This is a genomic window from Exiguobacterium sp. BRG2 (assembly GCF_031844245.1).
Classification (GTDB): Bacteria; Bacillota; Bacilli; order Exiguobacteriales; family Exiguobacteriaceae; genus Exiguobacterium_A.
Genome location: NZ_JAUZUW010000001.1, coordinates 277,009 through 294,400, shown reverse-complemented (window position 1 = coordinate 294,400; position 17,392 = coordinate 277,009). Strand labels below are relative to the sequence as shown.

At 47.0% G+C, this 17,392-nt stretch carries 17 protein-coding genes and 1 riboswitch; of the genes, 8 read left to right on the top strand and 9 right to left on the bottom strand.

The window, feature by feature from the left end:
• Positions 1–43 precede the first annotated feature (43 nt).
• Positions 44–808, top strand: a complete 765-nt coding sequence (gene fadH, locus Q9R23_RS01500) for a 2,4-dienoyl-CoA reductase (protein WP_290782654.1) — start codon at positions 44–46, stop codon at positions 806–808.
• A gap of 298 nt (positions 809–1,106) precedes the next feature.
• Positions 1,107–1,820: a ZIP family metal transporter gene (locus Q9R23_RS01495; RefSeq protein ID WP_035409029.1), complete on the top strand. Its 714-nt coding sequence runs from the start codon at positions 1,107–1,109 to the stop codon at positions 1,818–1,820.
• A gap of 63 nt (positions 1,821–1,883) precedes the next feature.
• On the opposite strand, the gene Q9R23_RS01490 is transcribed toward Q9R23_RS01495, so the two are convergent.
• From Q9R23_RS01490 to Q9R23_RS01460, 7 genes are all read right to left on the bottom strand, one after another.
• Positions 1,884–2,522, bottom strand: coding sequence for an HD domain-containing protein (locus tag Q9R23_RS01490; protein WP_396136337.1), 639 nt, complete (start codon positions 2,520–2,522; stop codon positions 1,884–1,886).
• Entirely contained in the window at positions 2,504–3,040 is a 537-nt protein-coding gene (locus tag Q9R23_RS01485) for a GNAT family N-acetyltransferase (RefSeq protein WP_311246284.1), read from the bottom strand. Before Q9R23_RS01485 ends, Q9R23_RS01490 begins: the two co-directional genes overlap by 19 nt.
• Before the next feature lie 65 nt (positions 3,041–3,105).
• Positions 3,106–3,828, bottom strand: a complete 723-nt coding sequence (locus Q9R23_RS01480; protein ID WP_035409728.1) for an amino acid ABC transporter ATP-binding protein — start codon at positions 3,826–3,828, stop codon at positions 3,106–3,108.
• A gap of 13 nt (positions 3,829–3,841) precedes the next feature.
• Positions 3,842–4,501 (bottom strand): amino acid ABC transporter permease, encoded by a 660-nt coding sequence (locus Q9R23_RS01475; RefSeq protein WP_035398698.1) that lies wholly within the window; start codon positions 4,499–4,501, stop codon positions 3,842–3,844.
• Between the two features lie 57 nt (positions 4,502–4,558).
• Positions 4,559–5,332, bottom strand: a complete 774-nt coding sequence (locus Q9R23_RS01470; protein ID WP_311246283.1) for a transporter substrate-binding domain-containing protein — start codon at positions 5,330–5,332, stop codon at positions 4,559–4,561.
• Positions 5,333–5,619: 287 nt separating this feature from the next.
• Positions 5,620–6,045 (bottom strand): BrxA/BrxB family bacilliredoxin, encoded by a 426-nt coding sequence (locus tag Q9R23_RS01465; protein WP_023467616.1) that lies wholly within the window; start codon positions 6,043–6,045, stop codon positions 5,620–5,622.
• A gap of 30 nt (positions 6,046–6,075) precedes the next feature.
• Positions 6,076–7,260 (bottom strand): class I SAM-dependent methyltransferase, encoded by a 1,185-nt coding sequence (locus tag Q9R23_RS01460; RefSeq protein ID WP_290756905.1) that lies wholly within the window; start codon positions 7,258–7,260, stop codon positions 6,076–6,078.
• Positions 7,261–7,370: 110 nt separating this feature from the next.
• On the opposite strand from Q9R23_RS01460, the gene Q9R23_RS01455 reads away from it, so the two are divergent.
• Positions 7,371–8,144: a sporulation protein gene (locus Q9R23_RS01455; RefSeq protein WP_035409037.1), complete on the top strand. Its 774-nt coding sequence runs from the start codon at positions 7,371–7,373 to the stop codon at positions 8,142–8,144.
• A gap of 201 nt (positions 8,145–8,345) precedes the next feature.
• Positions 8,346–10,262 carry a glycoside hydrolase family 3 protein gene (locus tag Q9R23_RS01450; RefSeq protein ID WP_214855140.1) on the top strand — a complete coding sequence of 639 codons (1,917 nt, stop codon included), beginning with the start codon at positions 8,346–8,348 and terminating at the stop codon, positions 10,260–10,262.
• Between the two features lie 30 nt (positions 10,263–10,292).
• Here the strand turns inward: Q9R23_RS01450 and Q9R23_RS01445 are convergent, their stop codons facing one another.
• The gene (locus Q9R23_RS01445) at positions 10,293–10,601 is read right to left on the bottom strand and encodes a hypothetical protein (protein ID WP_214855138.1); all 309 of its coding nucleotides are present in this window, start codon (positions 10,599–10,601) and stop codon (positions 10,293–10,295) included.
• A 51-nt stretch (positions 10,602–10,652) separates the two neighbouring features.
• A complete protein-coding gene (tenA, locus tag Q9R23_RS01440; RefSeq protein WP_214855136.1) occupies positions 10,653–11,348 on the bottom strand; it encodes a thiaminase II in 696 nt (231 codons plus the stop codon).
• Positions 11,349–11,421: 73 nt separating this feature from the next.
• Positions 11,422–11,528, bottom strand: a riboswitch (TPP riboswitch).
• Positions 11,529–11,721: 193 nt separating this feature from the next.
• Here tenA and Q9R23_RS01435 point away from each other — a divergent pair.
• From Q9R23_RS01435 to Q9R23_RS01420, 4 genes are all read left to right on the top strand, one after another.
• Positions 11,722–12,603, top strand: a complete 882-nt coding sequence (locus Q9R23_RS01435; protein WP_311246282.1) for a DUF1002 domain-containing protein — start codon at positions 11,722–11,724, stop codon at positions 12,601–12,603.
• 275 nt (positions 12,604–12,878) lie between these two features.
• Positions 12,879–14,678: a ribosomal protection-like ABC-F family protein gene (gene abc-f, locus Q9R23_RS01430; protein ID WP_214855130.1), complete on the top strand. Its 1,800-nt coding sequence runs from the start codon at positions 12,879–12,881 to the stop codon at positions 14,676–14,678.
• 196 nt (positions 14,679–14,874) lie between these two features.
• Positions 14,875–16,338 (top strand): alanine/glycine:cation symporter family protein, encoded by a 1,464-nt coding sequence (locus Q9R23_RS01425; RefSeq protein WP_214855128.1) that lies wholly within the window; start codon positions 14,875–14,877, stop codon positions 16,336–16,338.
• A gap of 137 nt (positions 16,339–16,475) precedes the next feature.
• A complete protein-coding gene (locus Q9R23_RS01420) occupies positions 16,476–17,369 on the top strand; it encodes a diacylglycerol/lipid kinase family protein (RefSeq protein WP_035409044.1) in 894 nt (297 codons plus the stop codon).
• Positions 17,370–17,392: the final 23 nt, after the last annotated feature.

Genomic DNA, 17,392 nt, shown 5'->3' with positions numbered 1-17,392 from the left:
AATATGAATGGTCGTTCATTCATTACATAAAGGAGGAATCAATATGACACAAACAATCATGGTGACGGGTGGAACGAACGGTATGGGAAAAGCGATGGCGCTCGCCTTAAAGGAAGCTGGCTGGAATGTCGTCGTCACAGGACGTGACGCAGAACGCTTGCGACTGATGGATGAAGCATTGGAACAGATTCAAGGCGAGCATCTGACGATTCAGATGGATGTCCGTGACGCGGACGCTTGTCTTGCTGCTGTCAAGCAAGCACGCGAACGGTTCGGTCGTCTCGAGGCATTGATCAACAATGCTGCCGGGAACTTCATCTGTCCGACCGACGAATTATCGCCGAATGGATGGAAGACGGTCATCGATATCGTCCTTAACGGGACATTTAACTGCTGTCACGCTCTTGTCAAGGGTTGGCAGGAAGATCAAGTCGCTGGCGGTCAAATCGTCAATATCGTCGCTTCTTATGCATGGCAGGCCGGCGCTGGTGTCGCTCCGAGTGCTGCTGCAAAAGCCGGCGTGCTGAACTTGACGCGGACGCTTGCCGTCGAATGGGGCTATAAATATCAAGCCCGTGTCAACGCGATCAGTCCGGGACCGATCGAACGAACGGGTGGTGCCGATAAACTCGCTTTATCACCAGAACACGCGGAACGAATTCGCCGCAACGTCCCACTCGGTCGATTCGGAACACCGGAAGAGATCGCGACGCTCGCAAGCTGGATGGTATCAGATCAAGCCCGCTACTTGAACGGAGAATGCATCGCTCTTGACGGTGGTCATTGGTTAAATAAACAACCATTCTGATGATTGAGATTTAATTACTTAAGAAGTCGTTCTCCACAAAGATAAGAATGACGCGTTTCACGCCACTCCTACAGGAAAAAGCGCATTTTTGCGCTGTCAGAGACGAACAAGATCTGCTTTCCTGCTTGAATGAAGCAGGAAAACTAGCTTGTGTCTCGCCTGAGGAAAGAGCGTGAAAAGACGCGGCATTCTTTTTTGGAGTCAGCCCCTTACATTCGTCTCGAACTATTTTTCTTTCTTTTCGCTATGTTTATGAATTATATAGAACAGGTAGAAAGTACAAGAAGGAGGCGATCATATGTGGGGTGCGTTCGGTTGGGGTGCGTTAGCAGGTGGCGCCGTTGTCATTGGCGCCTTGTTTGGACTGTACTTACCCTTAAAACAACGACTGATCGGTTACATCATGTCGTTTGGAACAGGAATCTTGATTGGAGCAGCGACATTTGAGTTGCTCGATGAGGCATTAAAGAAATCAACAACGTTCGTCGTCGCGATTTCCTTTATCGTCGGGGCACTTGTCTTTACGGGCTTTGACTTGTTCGTCTCGTCACGCGGCGCGAGTAAACGGAAACGCTCGTCTGGTGGGAATGAAGGCACGGGGACGGCGATTTTCTTTGGGACGATTCTTGATGCCATCCCAGAATCAATCATGATCGGTGCCAGTCTGTTATCTGGAAATGTCAGCGCGGCACTCGTCGCGGCAATTTTCGTCAGTAACATCCCGGAAGGTTTATCGAGTACGACGGGGTTACGAAAAGATGGCTTTTCGAAGAAAAAAGTCTTGCTGATGTGGGGAGTCGTCTGGTTGATCTCCGCCCTCGCCTCACTCGCCGGCTATACGGTTCTCGCAGAACTACCAGACATGCAGTTCGCCATGATCGGTGGCTTCGCAAGTGGTGGGATCATCGCGATGCTCGCTTCGACGATGATGCCGGAAGCTCACGAGGAAGGCGGCGCGATCGTTGGTCTGTTCGCAGCACTTGGGTTAATTACTGCCATCATCCTTAGTTAAATACAACATAAGGCGTGTTGTCTGGAAAACGAACCGGACAACACGCCTTATGTGTTAAACAATTTAAAACTCACCTGTTCCTCCCGTAACCCCCTCCCATTCCTCCTTAAAACGAGCCACGAACTCTTCCATGTAGCGATGCCGTTCCTCCGCTAAATGATGGGCCGTCTTCGTATTCATTAAATCTTTTAGTCGGAATAACTTTTCTTCAAAATGATTCAGGGCACTTGTCTCGCCTGTTCGATCACCCGGCTTTCGTGCTGTTAGTCCTGGCACATGCATTGGCTCCCCGAACCGACCAGCGAACTGAAACGTTCGCGCAATCCCGATTGCGCCGATCGCATCGAGACGGTCGGCGTCTTGGACGACTTGTCCTTCGATCGTTCGCATTGGTGGACGTGTGCCATCTTTATAGGACAGGCTCGTGATAATGTTTAAAATCTGTTCCTGTTCCTCCTCTGTCACCTTTCCTTGCAAAAAGGTGGCGACCGTCTCTGCCGTTCCCCCGAGTTTGCTATCTGCTACGTCATGAAGTAAGGCAGATAGTTCGATGATTTTAACGTTCCCGCCTTCTTGTTTGGCAATATGTAACGCTAAACGGCGAACCCGTTCGATATGGGCATAATCATGACCTGAAAAGTCCGTCGCATGAAACGACCGGACGAACGCTTCCGTTTCTTGAATCATTGTCGACCCCTCCATTCCGGTTCAAGTAATCCATACAGTAACATGTCATGCCGCTCTCCGTCTCGTCGTAAAAAAGCACGGTATCTTCCTTCCTGCACGAACCCGAGTCGTTCGTACAGCTGAACCGCACGTGTATTATACTCAAAGACCGTCAATTGAATCCGGTACAAGTTCAACTCTAAGAAGGCGTACTCTAGTATCGTCTGTAGCGCATCCGTCGCATACCCTTGTCCTTCACAATCCGGATCGATGCCAATCATCAGCCATGCCGTTCCATGTGTCGGTAAAATATCTTCTAATGCGACCACCCCAATCATCCGTTCATCTTCAAAGTTCCGGATCGCAAATCGAAACGTCTCCGGTGCATCCGTCGCCATCATCTTTTCAATCTTATCCATGGATAAATGACGATATGGCGTTGCACTAAAATGACGGGCGAATGTCGCATCGTCAAGCAATCGTTGCATCACTTCGGTATCTTCCGGTTGAAAACGTGTCAGACGAGTATGATGACCTTCCAGTAGTTTTTTCATTCTTATCCCCCTCTATATTAAAAATCGAAAAACGCTAACCCCTTTTCAGAGTTAGCGTACGGTGATCATAAAACTTTTTCGAGGAATTTTTTTGCCCGGTCCGTCTTCGGATTGTCGAAGAGTTCGACTGGTGAACCTTCTTCCATTAAAATTCCTTCATCGAGGAACAAGACACGATCGGCGACTTCTTTTGCGAAGCCCATCTCGTGCGTCACGATGACCATCGTCATTCCACTCTCAGCAAGCTGCTTCATGACGTCTAGCACTTCGTTGACCATCTCTGGGTCAAGGGCTGATGTCGGTTCATCGAACAGCATGACGTTCGGTTCCATCGCAAGTGCGCGGGCGATCGCGACCCGTTGTTTTTGTCCACCTGACAACTGATTCGGGTAATTATCGCGTTTTTCCGCTAAACCGACACGTTCCAGTAACGTCTCCGCTCGTTTAATCGCCTCGTCCTTTGAAATCCCGAGGACGTTGATTGGTGCGTACGTCAGATTATCAAGGACAGACTTATGCGGGAACAAGTTAAATTGTTGGAACACCATTCCGATGTTCTGACGTGCTTTCGAGATGTTCGCTTTTGGTTTCGTCAGTTCAAAACCATCGACGATGATCGTTCCACTCGTTGGTTGTTCAAGTAAGTTAATACAACGTAGAAATGTTGATTTACCGGATCCCGACGGTCCAATGACAGCGACGACTTCACCGCGTGTAACTGTCGTCGAGATACCTTTTAATACTTCTAATTTTCCGAATTGCTTATGCAAATCGGTGACTTGGATCATAGGTTCCATCTGATTACCCACTCTTTCTCATAGCTTTTTCGACTTGTTGGCCTATCAAGCTCAATCCCATGACGAGAACAAAATATACGAATCCGGCAAACAACAACGGTTCGAAATAAATCGCCTTTTCTCCTCCAACGATTTGTGCACGACGCATGACATCGAGCACGCCGACCGTCGAGACGAGTGCCGATTCCTTCGTCAACGTGATCAATTCGTTCATGATCGCTGGAAGGATGTTTTTAAAGGCTTGTGGCAAAATGATCGAACGGAGTTGTTTGAAATACGAAATACCGAGCGCATCTGCAGCTTCCCACTGCCCACGATCAACGGCTTGAATCCCGGCCCGAATGATTTCCGAGATGTACGCTCCGGAGTTCAAGGAGAAGGCGATGATTGCCGATTGGTATCCTGTCGTGACATATCCAGTTAGTTGCGGTAATCCGAAGTGGACGATCGCCAGTTGCAAGATCAATGGGGTTCCCCGGAAAATCGCCGTATACGTATGACCAATGAAACGGATGAAACGGCTCTTCGTGATTTTCAGTGCCGCGACGACGATTCCGATCAGCATCCCGGCAATGGCTGCTACGATGACGACTTGGAAGAGGACCGGAATGCCCTCGAGAATATATGGAATTGAATCTTGAATCTTTGTAAAGTCTATCATAATCAATCTCCTAACGTCGCACAAAAGGGATGAGGTTACCCCCACCCCCATGCACTTGACTTATTTTGCTTCTTTTTGGAACCACTCTTCTGCTAATTTATCGATTTCACCACTGTCGATCATTTTCTTCAGCTCTTTGTTGAAATCGTCACGCATCTTATCCCCTTTTTTGAAGGCGATTGCTGAACCAGCTGGACCATCTTCTTTAATCTGGTACGTTTTCAGGGAGGCATCTTGATCCATGTATTTGACGGCGACTGCATCCTCGATAATGAGGGCGTCGATCCGACCTGTATTCAATTCTTGAATGATTTCTGGAATTTTGTTCAATGGAACCGTTTCGCTGTCTTTAAAGCGGTCTTTCGCGAGTCCCTCTTGAATCGAACCAAGCTGGACACCGATTTTTTTACCTTTGAGTTCATCTTCTGAACTGATCGCTTTATCCTTCGTCATGACTAAGTTTTTCGATTCGAAGTAAATGTCCGTGAAGTCAGCATTTTTCTTCCGTTCTTCCGTTGGTGTCATGCCCGCCATGACGAAATCCACACGACCTGAGCTAAGCGCACCAAGTAGACTACCGAATTCCATATCTTCGATTTTTAATTTATATCCAAGATTTTTCGTAACTTCTTTGGCGATCGCAACGTCGAAGCCGACGATGTCTTCTCCTTTTTTCGTATCGATGTATTCAAATGGGAAGTAATCCGCTGATGTTCCCATCGTCAATACTTTATCACCCTTACTTGATCCACCTGTTGATTCTTCCGACGCGCCACATGCTGCCATTGTGACTGCCAGAATGCCTGCCATTGCCGTTGCTAATAATTTTTTCATTCGAGTTTTCCCCTTCCAACGCTCAATTGTCAGAACTTTAACAATAGTATGACTTATGTGTATGTCCAATTCAATACCGAAAAGCCTGACCTGTTCTATTGCTTTTAGAATATACGAATATTTATTCACTGTAAAGCATAAATATATAAATTTTTTTGACTTTCTATTCATAAATCATGCATAAATGACTATTTATACAATTTTGCAAACGTTTTCAAATTTAAAATTTATTATTTTAGTCTTATGAATACACAAAAAAAGACTCCTTTTTCAGGAGTCTTCTTCGCTTAGGCGTAGATTTCAATTAATGATTCAAGTTTCTCGACGACTTCTTCCGCCGTGAACGATTCGATGTCGAAGCGCTCGACCATCGAGAGGATGTTTCCATCTTGCATTAACGCAAAGGATGGAGATGAAGGTGGATAACCTTCGAAATATTCACGCGCACGGTCTGTCGCTTCGCGATCTTGTCCAGCGAATACCGTGACGAAATGATCGGGCTTGATGCCCTCTTTCCGATTGACGTACGCTGCCGCAGGACGGGCGATCCCGCCAGCACATCCACAAACAGAATTGACAAGGACAAGTGTCAGACCTTCCCGTTTCATTGCTTCATCCACGCTCTCTGGCGTCGTTAATTCTTCAAATCCAGCAGCTTGCGCTTCTTTGCGGGCTGTTTGGACGACATCTTCAAAATACATTTGGAAATCCATCGTATTGCCTCCTTTGATTCGTTCTCCTTCTTATTGTACGAGTTTCGGTGAAATCTGTCCAAGTCTGCCGCTTAATTCATTTTCTAAAAATGGTCGTGCCTGCAACAGATCACGGAATGCGATGTACCGGTCGATTTTTTCTTCCGTTGGTCGCTTGTTTTGTTTGTACGCACGGATCAAGATGTTCTTCGGTGTGTGCTCAAGATCGATGAATTCAAGCAATTGCGCTTCATATCCTACAAGCGTCAATAACTCGGCACGAATCGAGTCCGTCGCAAGTGATGCGAATTTTTCTTTGATCAGTCCGTGCTGGAGCATGACATCAAGCGGAGCGCAGTCCAATTGACGGTTCAGTTCCTTTTGACAACACGGTACACTTAGGATGACTGATGCATTCCAGTCGACAGCTCGCGCGAGTGCGACGTCCGTCGCAACATCACAAGCGTGAAGCGTCACCATCAGGTCGACTTCCGTCTCCCCTGTATAATCATGAACGTCTCCGACGCGGAATGTCAGATCGGTATAATCCAGATCACGTGCAATTTGCGTACATTCTTCGATAACTTCTTTCTTTAAATCAAGACCTGTCACTTCAAGGTCGAATCCTTTGACGACTTTTAAATAATGGTAGAGAGCGAACGTCAAATACGATTTCCCGCAACCAAAGTCTAAAATCCGCAGTTTTTTTCTTGTTGGTAAGGCGGCGATGCTATCCTCGACGAATTCAAGGAAGCGATTGATTTGCTTGAACTTATCGTACTTCTGTTTTTTGACTTGCCCCGCTTCCGTCATCACACCTAGACGAATCAGAAACGGAACCGGTACACCGTCTTCTAATAGATAGGTTTTTTTTCGATCATGCGACAAGAGTGCTTTCATTGGTTCCTTTTGGGATGTCTTGATCGCGACTTTCATCTTTTTCGAGAGCTGGAACTGCCATTCTTCTTCTTCAAAACGGAAGAGGAATTGCCGGAATTCCGTGAACCAGTCATCGAGTCGACCGATGAAATCCTCCACTAAAATATTTTCATGCTTCATGACGCGTTCAAATTGAAACTCAACCTGCATCATCACCGTATCTCTTAATAGAATCGGTTTTACCTTGATTCGTCGGAGATCATTGGATTTTTGACGCGGATTGCTCATCGTTGCATGGATCAGTACTCCTTGCGTGATTTTCGAAGCAAGGTTCGCTTTTAATTCATGTAGTTCCACTAGTCGTCCCGTCCTTTTCTAATGTTCTTTCGAAACTGTAGCAAATTCGTACCTGTTCGACAAGTTTACACGCTTCATCATTCGTACGTAATCAAAAGGAGGAGTGCATCATGTTCAAAAAAATTCTCTCACAAATCGGAATCGGTGCTGCAACGGTCGACACACGGTTGACGGATGATCGCTGTGAACCAGGCGGTCAAATCCACGGTGTCGTCCATATCAAAGGTGGAAACGTCGATCAAGAAATTGACCGGATTTATCTTGAATTCAACACGCAGTACAAACAAGAAGTCAATGATAGTACGACGTTTACGACCTTTACGCTCGACCGGTTTGCCTTAAATGAAGCGAAGTTCACGATCGAAGCGGGTGTCGAGCGGGAAATTCCATTCACATTACGTGTGCCACTAAATACGCCACTCTCCGTCAGCCAATCGAAATCATGGATCGAGACCGGACTTGACATCGCACAATCCGTTGATCCGTCGGACCGTGACGCTGTCATCGTCGAAGCAAACCGTTACCAAACGACGGTCTTAGATGCCATGGAGTCACTTGGCTTCCGGTTAAAGAAAGCCGATACAGAAAAATTACCTGGACGATTCCGTAAAGATTTACCGATTGCTCAGGAACTTGAATACTCAGCACGCAATACACACTACGCTCATAAACTGGATGAGATCGAAATCATCATGCTCCAAGACAGCTCAGGGATTGATTTAATCGTCCAAGTCGATCGTCGTGCGCATAGTCTCGGATCATTGTTCAGTGAAATGGCTGGAGCGGATGAGTCGATGATCAAACTACGCCTATCCAATAGTGAACTGCAGGATCAGTCATTTGTCGAACGCCAGCTGACAAACATCGTGGAGCGCTATAGCTGATCGATCGAATGACTAAAAAGTGATTCCTCTTCAAGGGGAGTCATTTTTTTGTTCAAATCGGAATGCACAAAAACATTATTAAAACTTATTTGCTAATGTAATCGTTTTCAAATAAAATATTGTTTTAAAACAAGCACCTTGCTATACTGTCCGTATTGAAAAGAATTCCAGTCGTGGTTTGACTAGAGGAGGATGTACATCATGAAAAGGATTGGGCAATTCACGTTAACAGCAGGACTCGCAGCAGTACTCGTTTCAAGTAGTTTGCCTGTCATGGCAGAGGCAGGATCTTCAGCAGATCGGATCAGTCAAAAAATCGACATGATGACACTCGAACAAAAAATCGGACAGATGATCATGCCGGACTTCCGGCAGTGGAATGGCAGTAACCATACGTCGCTTGCTCCGGAAGTCGCGAACATCATCGACCGTTATGATTTAGGTGGCGTCATCTTGTTTGCTGAGAACGTCAGTGAAACCGAACAGACGACAAAACTCGTTCATGATCTGCAAGAAGTCGTCAAACAAGATGACAGCAACGATATTCCGCTCTTTGTCACGATCGACCAAGAAGGTGGCATCGTCACTCGGCTCGGAACAGGAACGAACTTACCCGGCAATATGGCGTTAGGTGCGACCCGTAGTAGCGCGTATGCCAATGATGCCGGTCATATCATCGGTTCCGAACTGCATGCGCTTGGCATCAATGTCAACTTCGGTCCGGTTCTTGACGTCAACAGTAACCCTGGAAATCCCGTCATCGGTGTTCGCTCGTTCTCAAGTGACCCGGAGCTCGTCGGAACGCTCGGTTCCGCTTTGATGAAGGGTATTCAAACTGAAGGCGTCGCAGCGACCGCGAAACACTTCCCGGGTCACGGCGATACTGCGATCGATTCCCATTATGGCTTGCCGGTTGTCGACCGGTCCCTGGAGGAGCTGGAACAAGTCGAGCTCGTCCCGTTCAAGCGAGCCATCGCCGAAGACATCGATATGATCATGACAGGACACATCGGAATGCCGCAAATCGAGTCTGAAGTCGTCACGTCAAAAAACGGCACTTTCCCTTTACCTGCGACATTGTCGGATGACGTCATCACGGGCGTACTGCGCGAAAAACTCGGCTACGATGGCATCGTCATCACGGATGCTTTGAATATGCAGGCGATCGCCGACAATTTTACGGAATCAGAAGCCGTTCTGAAAACATTTGACGCCGGTGTCGACATCGCGCTCATGCCGACGATTCTTCGTTCCGAGCAGGATGTCACAAAACTCGACCAGATTTTTAAGGACGTGATTGCGGCAGTCAAAGACGGACGTCTGTCAGAGGAACGGATTGATCAATCGGTCGAGCGGATCCTGACGCTGAAGGCAGAACGCGGAATATGGAATGGCACGACGGATACGACATCCTTAGCTGATAAACTCGCGCAAGCGAACCAAATCGTCGGTAGTCCCGAACATAAAGCAAAAGAACGCGCGATGACGGAAGCCGCGGTCACACTCCTGAAAAATGATCAGCGGACGTTACCCTTCAAGCCGAAAAAGAATGCAAACGTTCTTGTGATCGCCCCTGCGACGGATCAAACGGACAGCATGAAAAAGACGATTGCTTCCCTGCCTAAGAACCGGAACTGGCACGTAACGACAGCGAATTACTCGGCTACTACGCTACCGCTCGACCAAAACCCGACACTACGGGCACAACTCGATGCAGCAGATTACATCATCGTTGGTTCAAACGTCAATACGAGTGCCAAACTACTGCCTACTGCACCAGAGCAAGCGATTCCAGCTTCAATCTTCCGGTATGCGAAACAAACAAATACACCATCCGCCTTGCTCAGTCTCCGTAATCCATACGATGTCGCCGTTCAACCGGACGCACCGGCACACGTCCTCGTCTATGGTTTTAAAGGGGATCCGAACGGACCGGACTCTGAAGCAGGCAATCTGAAATCAGCGGGACCGAACCTCCCTGCTGGTATTCGAGCAATTTTCGGAACGTTCAAACCGCAAGGCACTTTACCGGTTGATGTGCCGGTCTTTCAGAACGGTGTCTTTACCGATCAACTGCATCTCGAATTCGGTGATGGCTTTAAAAACTGGAAAAAATGAGAACATGATACACAAAAGACCGAGCCCCCTTTAAAGGATGCCTCGGTCTTTTAATGCTTGATACGGATATTCCGCTTCTTCTTTCGCACGATGGTAGACGCGGTAAAGTGAGTAGATCAGCAGTCCATAAATGACAATCATTATGACAGTCGAAATGAAGCTACCGACGCTAAATTCAAACTTGAACGTCACCTTCAAATTCCAGATGGTAGCATATGTGCCATACATCGTCACTAAAAGGGGGATGATATATCCAGCAAATCTAACGTTCGCTTTTCCAAGCATACGTTGTACAACGTAGGCAACGATAATGATCAGCAAAATGATAAAGATTTCCATTTTGATCCCTACTCTCACTATGATATATACCTAATTCTACCATCTATTCGTTTAAGAAGATACCGTCCGTGCTGGAATCGTCTCGTAAATCGACGTAAACGTTTCTTCCGTCCATCCCATATGCCAAAACAGCAACTCATAATAACAGCTCGTCACGAAATGCCGTTTCATCCGCTCTCGTTCAGCCGAGCTTGCTTGTTCCGCCAACGCATCAAGCCGTGCAATCTGTTCAAAGACGACCTTTTTGAACCATTCCGAACTATATGTGTCGATCCATTGCTGATAGATTTTTTCATCCGGTGTACACGTCAATAATTGTTGTCCAACTTCATAATACAACCAGTAACATGGCAAGATGGCAGCAATCGTCTCACCAAGCGTCCCTTCACTCGCATGATGCATGTGGGAGACGTAAGCATATGCTGTCGGTGCCGGTTCAAATGCTTCAAGATCTGCTTCCGTAATACCGAGCGGCTCAAAAAATGATTGATGTAAGCTCAACTCTGCCTCGTAAGTCGAAGTAGCATGCTCGGCAAGTGTCGCGATCGTCGCGAAGTCGTCTGCTTTTGACGCTGCCTTCGCTTGAATCTTCGCAAAGTGTTTTAAATAATAGGCATCCTGCATGACGTAATGCCGAAATTTCGAGAGCGGTAACGTTCCCTCGCCGATTCCTTGTACGAATGGGTGGGTAAAACTACTATCCCAATACGCTTGTGCCGCTTGTTTGATTTCTTGTGTGAATGTCATGATCTCATCCTCCTCGTTTAGTATGATACGAAAAAACACCACCCCGAAACACACGGGCATGGCGCAAGAAGAACAAGACTTGACGCCACTTCCCTCCGTAAGTACGAACTTAATCAGGTTCAAAGGGTCCGAACGTCTTCGTTCGTCTCAGTCGGTCTACCGACTCCCCTAGTGGTCATTATTCGATTCAAATTCACTATAGCATGCTGAAAATGGAAGTCAAGTTGTCCTCTTTTCGCTATACTATGGAGTGTCAGAAGACGGATGCCGTCTCCATCTACAGACCGATTCCGAACTTCTTTCGTTCTCGTACACTAATTTTAGTACCTGATACTATAGTTCATTCTGTTACTTACAATTGGAGGAATTCATTATGCATACACCAACAAAAATCATGGCGTCAGCCGTTATCGCTTCTGCTTTATTACTTCCGACAGCCGCATCCGCTGAGCAAGTCGTTGATAAAACAATCGTCACTCTCGGGGAGTCGCTCGGCGCAAAGGATAAGGCTTGGGTGCTTTCCCGTCTCAATGCACCGGAAGGCATCACGCCGATCATCGCCACTTCTGCTGACGAAGAAAAATATCTCGGGAAAAACATTCCCCAGTCGCAAAAAGGTGGCAACATGTATTCATCCGCTAAAATCGAATTGATGGAAAAAGGTGACGGACTTTCCGTTGCGACGGAAAACATTACGTGGGTGACGAAGGATATGTACTTGAACGCTCTCGTCACGGCAGGTGTCAAAGATGCCGACATCACGATCACTTCTCCTTATAAAGTGACTGGAACATCGGCACTGACAGGAATCATGAAAGCCTATGATCAAACTTCGGCTGAGACCGGAATCAAGCTGAGTGACGAACGGAAAGATTTAGCACAGCAAGAATTATCGGTCACTTCAGACGTCGGGAAGACAGTCGGGACAGATAAAGTCGCTGATTTGATGAATGAGATCAAGGCCGAAATCGCCAATCAAAAACCGGAAACAAAAGTCGAGATCGAAAACCTGATCGTCCAAGTCATTCAAAACAACAACATCCAACTGTCTGATGCACAGATGGATCGGTTGACGAATCTATTCAATCAAATGGAGCAAGCGAACATCAACTGGGGGCAAATCGAGAGTGGACTAAAAAATGCTGGTCAAGACATCCATGCGTTTGCAACGTCCGAGGAGACAAAAGGATTCTTCGCTAAATTATTTGATGGTCTGAGTGACTTCTTCAGCTCGATTGCTGGTGTGTTCAAATAATTCAGACTTCCGCAATTAACAAGATAATGGTAAACTGATTGTATCTGAAACGAAAGGTGGTGTGAAATGATGGACTTTGCTGCGTGCAAACATTGGTTAATGGAACAATTGTATCTGTTGCGCGCGATTTTTCATGGAATGGCGTTCTAAGGCACCCGTCTGCCCTTTTTAGAACTTCATGATTGAAAAATACAGCAAAGCGCATCTTTCACACACTAGGGAGAGTGCTATTTGCGCTCTCCTTTTTTTAATGCGCGCGAAAGGATCAACTCATTATGATGATTTGCGACATTCAACATCTGACAAAACAATTCGGAGGCGAAACGATCTTAACGGACGTTTCCCTCTTCTTAAACGAACACGATCGTGTCGGTCTGATTGGACGAAACGGGAGTGGTAAAACGACATTACTCCGCTTACTTGCTCGCCTTGACCAACCGGACGGTGGCGTCATCTATCAAAAGAACGGTTTGACGATTGGCTACTTGGAACAACTTCCCACTTATACCGAAACGATGACCGGACTCGACGTCCTTTGGGCGGCGTTTGAAGAGATCCTCGCAATCCGTTCTCGGATGCAACAGTTGGAGCTTTTGATGGCGACAGCGCCAGATGATCTGGATGCACTACTCGTTCGATATGCGGAAGCGACAAATGCATTCGAACAAAAAGATGGCTATCTACTCGACTCGAAGATCGAGCGCATGGTGAACGGATTACATTTACGTCCGTTACTCACTCGCCCTTTCCATCAGTTGAGCGGCGGTGAGCAAACTAAGATTTGCCTCGGTCGCATGTTGCTGATGGAACCACACCTCCTAATCCTTGATGAGCCGACGAACCATCTTGATTTAGCTGCCGTTGAATGGTTAGAACAATTCTTACGGGACTACACTGGAACTATCCTGCTCGTCTCTCACGACCGGGTCTTCTTAGACGCCGTCGTCACCTCGATCGTCGAGCTTGAAGATGGTGAACTGACCTCCTATCTAGGGAACTACAGTGCGTTCGTCGTCGAACGAGAACGTCGCTTGATGGAACAGTTCCACGCCTATCAGGAACAACAGAAAAAAATCAAGAAGATGAAGGAAGCGATTCGTCGACTACGGCAGTGGGCAAACGAAGCATCTCCACCGAGTGAGAAATTATTCCGTAAAGCAAAATCGATGGAGCGGGCACTCGAGCGAATCGAACGGATCAAACGACCGCAACTCGAAGCCAAAACCGCTGATGTCTCTTTTTCTTCTACCGATCATACGAGTCAAGTCGTCTTTCGCGCTGAAGAACTCTCGTTTGCTTACGGAATCCGCCACATTTTTGATGACGTCTCGTTCGAGATCATGGCACAGGATCGGGTCGCGATCGTCGGAACGAATGGGAGTGGGAAATCGACATTGCTCTCACTGCTGCTTGACGAATTATCACCAGAGGCAGGCACACTCACGCGTGGACCATCGAATCATGTCGGTTACTTGTCCCAGCATGCCCATTTCGAGGAGGACGCGCGGTTAATTGACTGGTTTAGAGACCGGATTGCCGTTCCAGAAGCGGAAGCCCGCCATATCCTAGCCCGGTTCCTGTTCTTTGGACCAACTGTCTTTCGGTCCATTTTGTCACTAAGCGGAGGAGAACGTGTGCGATTGCAACTCGCCGTCCTCGTTCATTCGTCGATCAATGTATTAATTCTCGACGAGCCGACGAACCATCTCGATATTGAATCAAGAGAGACACTCGAAGAAGCACTCGAGAATTTTTCTGGTACATTGATTGCCGTCTCACACGACCGCTATTTCTTGAATCGGCTTTTTCCGCAGATCCTGTGGCTCGAAAATGGTCTGACGCGTTATCATGGTACGTATACGTATGCTCAACAGAAGCGTACTGAGTTCGCTACGTCTTCCTCACTCCACGTAACCCCTCAAAAACCAAAACGCTTGTCACAATACGAGTTAGAAGTGCAGATCGAGCGGCTTGAACAGAAATTAACAAAACGTGAAAAACCGACCGATACCGTTTCTAAAAGCATCCAACAGCAACTCGATGACCTATACGAACAGTTGCTACAGTATGGATGATTTAGCTTTACTTGCCTGTCACTCTCGATACCGAGAGTGGCAGTTTTTTCGTTCATTCACAAGATTTCAGCATACGGTTTTTTAGCTAACCTTATTAAGTTTTAAAATTTTATTTTATTTTGTTGTTGATTATTTTCAGAAAATTCGTATAATTTAGCGTATAGTTTTTATTATTCTTTGGGAGGAATACACCATCATGAACGCCATTCAGCAAGTCATTCAAGGAAGTGTCGATTACGCTAACAACATTTTATGGTCGTATGTATTAATCGCTGTATTGATCGGCGGCGGGATCTACTTCACCATCCGAACTGGCTTCATCCAATTCACTTACTTAAAAGAGATGTTCCGCGTCACGCTCGATAAAAGTGAACAAACAACAGACGATAAAGGAGAAAGCATCACTTCTCTCCAGTCATTCTTCATCGGTGCTGCGACACGGATCGGTACGGGTAACCTTGCCGGTGTCACGATTGCCGTCACACTCGGCGGACCAGGTGCCGTCTTCTGGATGTGGATGGTCGCTCTCTTAGGGGGCGCGACGGCTCTCATCGAAAGTACACTGGCTCAAGTCTATAAAGTACGCGATACGAAATCGAACGCATACCGTGGTGGTCCTGCCTACTACATCGAAAAAGGCTTGAAGAACCGAGCTCTCGGAATCGTCTTTGCAATCTTGATTGCTGTGACGTTCGGCCTTATCTTCAACTCCGTTCAATCAAACACGATTGCCGCTGCCTTTGACAATGCGTTCGGTATCAACACAGCTGTCGTCGGCGCAGCACTCGTCGTCTTGACGGGACTCGTCATCTTTGGTGGTGTCCACCGTGTCGCGAAGTTCTCTGCAATCATCGTTCCTATCATGGCAGGTCTCTACTTGATTGCTGCTCTTTATGTCGTCGTTACGAACCTGACGGAACTTCCTGGTGTGTTCGCAATGATTTTCAAAAGTGCCTTCGGAATCGAGCAAGCATTCGGTGGCTCGGTCGGTGCTGCAATCTCACTCGGTGTCAAACGCGGATTGTTCTCAAACGAAGCGGGAATGGGGTCTGCTCCAAACGCTGCGGCGGCGGCTGAAGTCTCTCACCCAGCAAAACAAGGTTTCTTACAAACACTTGGTGTATTCCTTGATACGTTGATCGTCTGTACAGCGACAGCAACGATTATTCTCCTCAGTGATAGTTATGCGGCTGGAAATGGCGAAGGAATCGGCATGTTGCAAAACGCGCTCTCCGAAGAATTTGGTGCAATTGCCCCACCATTCATCGCACTCAGCGTCTTCTTATTTGCTTTTAGTTCGATCGTTGGTAGTTACTACTACGGTGAGACGAACATCGAGTTCATCAAACAAAGTCCAGCAGCCGTCTTCGGTTTCCGGATTGCGACAATGGGCTTCGTCTTCATCGGATCTATTCTCAGCCTCGGTATGGTATGGAGTTTTGCCGATCTCTTCATGGCAGGCATGACATTAATCAATATGACAGCGATCCTCCTCTTGAGCGGCATCGCTCTCAAAGTCATCAAAGATTATCAGGAACAACGGAAACAGGGACTCGATCCTGTCTTCTCAGCAAAAGCACTCGGGATTGAAAATACGGAGTGTTGGGACGTTGAAGAAGAAGCTCGTCCTGCTGCTGGTGAAGTGCCGCCATCACAATGATTTAACTCTGAGTTCAAACTTCAACACCGAGGAAGCCATGCGCCTACTCGGTGTTTTTATTTGTAAAAAAGAATTTGGATTATGTTTTCATCGGACAGGGAAAAAGTCAACAGATTGCCCCGAAGGAGGAATTCATCTTGTCTCAAGCTATGTTGATCATCAACCCGTCTTCTGGTAAAGAACTCGGAAAAAAACACGCGACGCTCGCTGAAGAGACGCTTGCTACTCGCTTTCAAACCGTCGACGTTCGATTCACGGAAAAAGAACACGATGCAACGGAATTCGCACGTCATGCCGCCCAGTCTAATTACGACGCCGTCATCGCCATGGGTGGTGATGGAACGGTCAATGAAGTCATTACTGGAATTGCCGAGCAACCACATCGTCCAACACTCGGGATCGTACCGCTTGGGACGGTCAATGATTTATCACGCGCGTTACACATCCCGACGGACCCCGAAGAGGCGATTCAGATATTAGCTGATGCCCCTGCCCGCCCGCTTGATATCGGTAAATATGATGATCATTACTTCATGAACGTCATTGCGGTTGGTCTGATTGCGGAAGCCGTCGAAGAAGTGAGCATCGAACAGAAAACGTCACTTGGATCGGTCGCTTATTTCATTGAAGGTCTGAAAGCCTTTAAGGATCATAGTCCTTATCCAATCGAAATCAACTCTGCCGAAAAACAATTTGATGGAGAAGCCCACTTGTTAATCATCGCCTTGACGAATTCCGTTGGTGGATTCGAATCGTTTGCGGAAGAAGCAAAAGTCGACGATGGATTACTGCATGGATTCATCATTACGAAGCTCGGATTCTTTGATGCGCTTCAAGCATTACCTAAACTCATCACGGGTGGGTTATCAAAGGCGGATCAAATCGAACACTTCACGACGACACGTGTCGAGATTCGTTCGAAAGAAGAGTTACCAATCAATGCCGATGGTGATACGGCAGGTCATGTTCCTGTGACTGTCGAGGTACTTCCTCAACATCTCACTGTATATTCACCATTCTCTGCTGACTAACGTTATACGAGTAAAAAAAGAAA

Coding starts and splice junctions, on each gene's coding strand:
- fadH (WP_290782654.1), top strand. CDS start 44: ATGACACAAACAATCATGGTGACGGGTGGAACGAACGGTATGGGAAAA.
- Q9R23_RS01495 (WP_035409029.1), top strand. CDS start 1,107: ATGTGGGGTGCGTTCGGTTGGGGTGCGTTAGCAGGTGGCGCCGTTGTC.
- Q9R23_RS01490 (WP_396136337.1), bottom strand. CDS start 2,522: ATGGAGGGGTCGACAATGATTCAAGAAACGGAAGCGTTCGTCCGGTCG.
- Q9R23_RS01485 (WP_311246284.1), bottom strand. CDS start 3,040: ATGAAAAAACTACTGGAAGGTCATCATACTCGTCTGACACGTTTTCAA.
- Q9R23_RS01480 (WP_035409728.1), bottom strand. CDS start 3,828: ATGATCCAAGTCACCGATTTGCATAAGCAATTCGGAAAATTAGAAGTA.
- Q9R23_RS01470 (WP_311246283.1), bottom strand. CDS start 5,332: ATGAAAAAATTATTAGCAACGGCAATGGCAGGCATTCTGGCAGTCACA.
- Q9R23_RS01465 (WP_023467616.1), bottom strand. CDS start 6,045: ATGGATTTCCAAATGTATTTTGAAGATGTCGTCCAAACAGCCCGCAAA.
- Q9R23_RS01455 (WP_035409037.1), top strand. CDS start 7,371: ATGTTCAAAAAAATTCTCTCACAAATCGGAATCGGTGCTGCAACGGTC.
- Q9R23_RS01450 (WP_214855140.1), top strand. CDS start 8,346: ATGAAAAGGATTGGGCAATTCACGTTAACAGCAGGACTCGCAGCAGTA.
- Q9R23_RS01445 (WP_214855138.1), bottom strand. CDS start 10,601: ATGGAAATCTTTATCATTTTGCTGATCATTATCGTTGCCTACGTTGTA.
- tenA (WP_214855136.1), bottom strand. CDS start 11,348: ATGACATTCACACAAGAAATCAAACAAGCGGCACAAGCGTATTGGGAT.
- Q9R23_RS01435 (WP_311246282.1), top strand. CDS start 11,722: ATGCATACACCAACAAAAATCATGGCGTCAGCCGTTATCGCTTCTGCT.
- abc-f (WP_214855130.1), top strand. CDS start 12,879: ATGATGATTTGCGACATTCAACATCTGACAAAACAATTCGGAGGCGAA.
- Q9R23_RS01425 (WP_214855128.1), top strand. CDS start 14,875: ATGAACGCCATTCAGCAAGTCATTCAAGGAAGTGTCGATTACGCTAAC.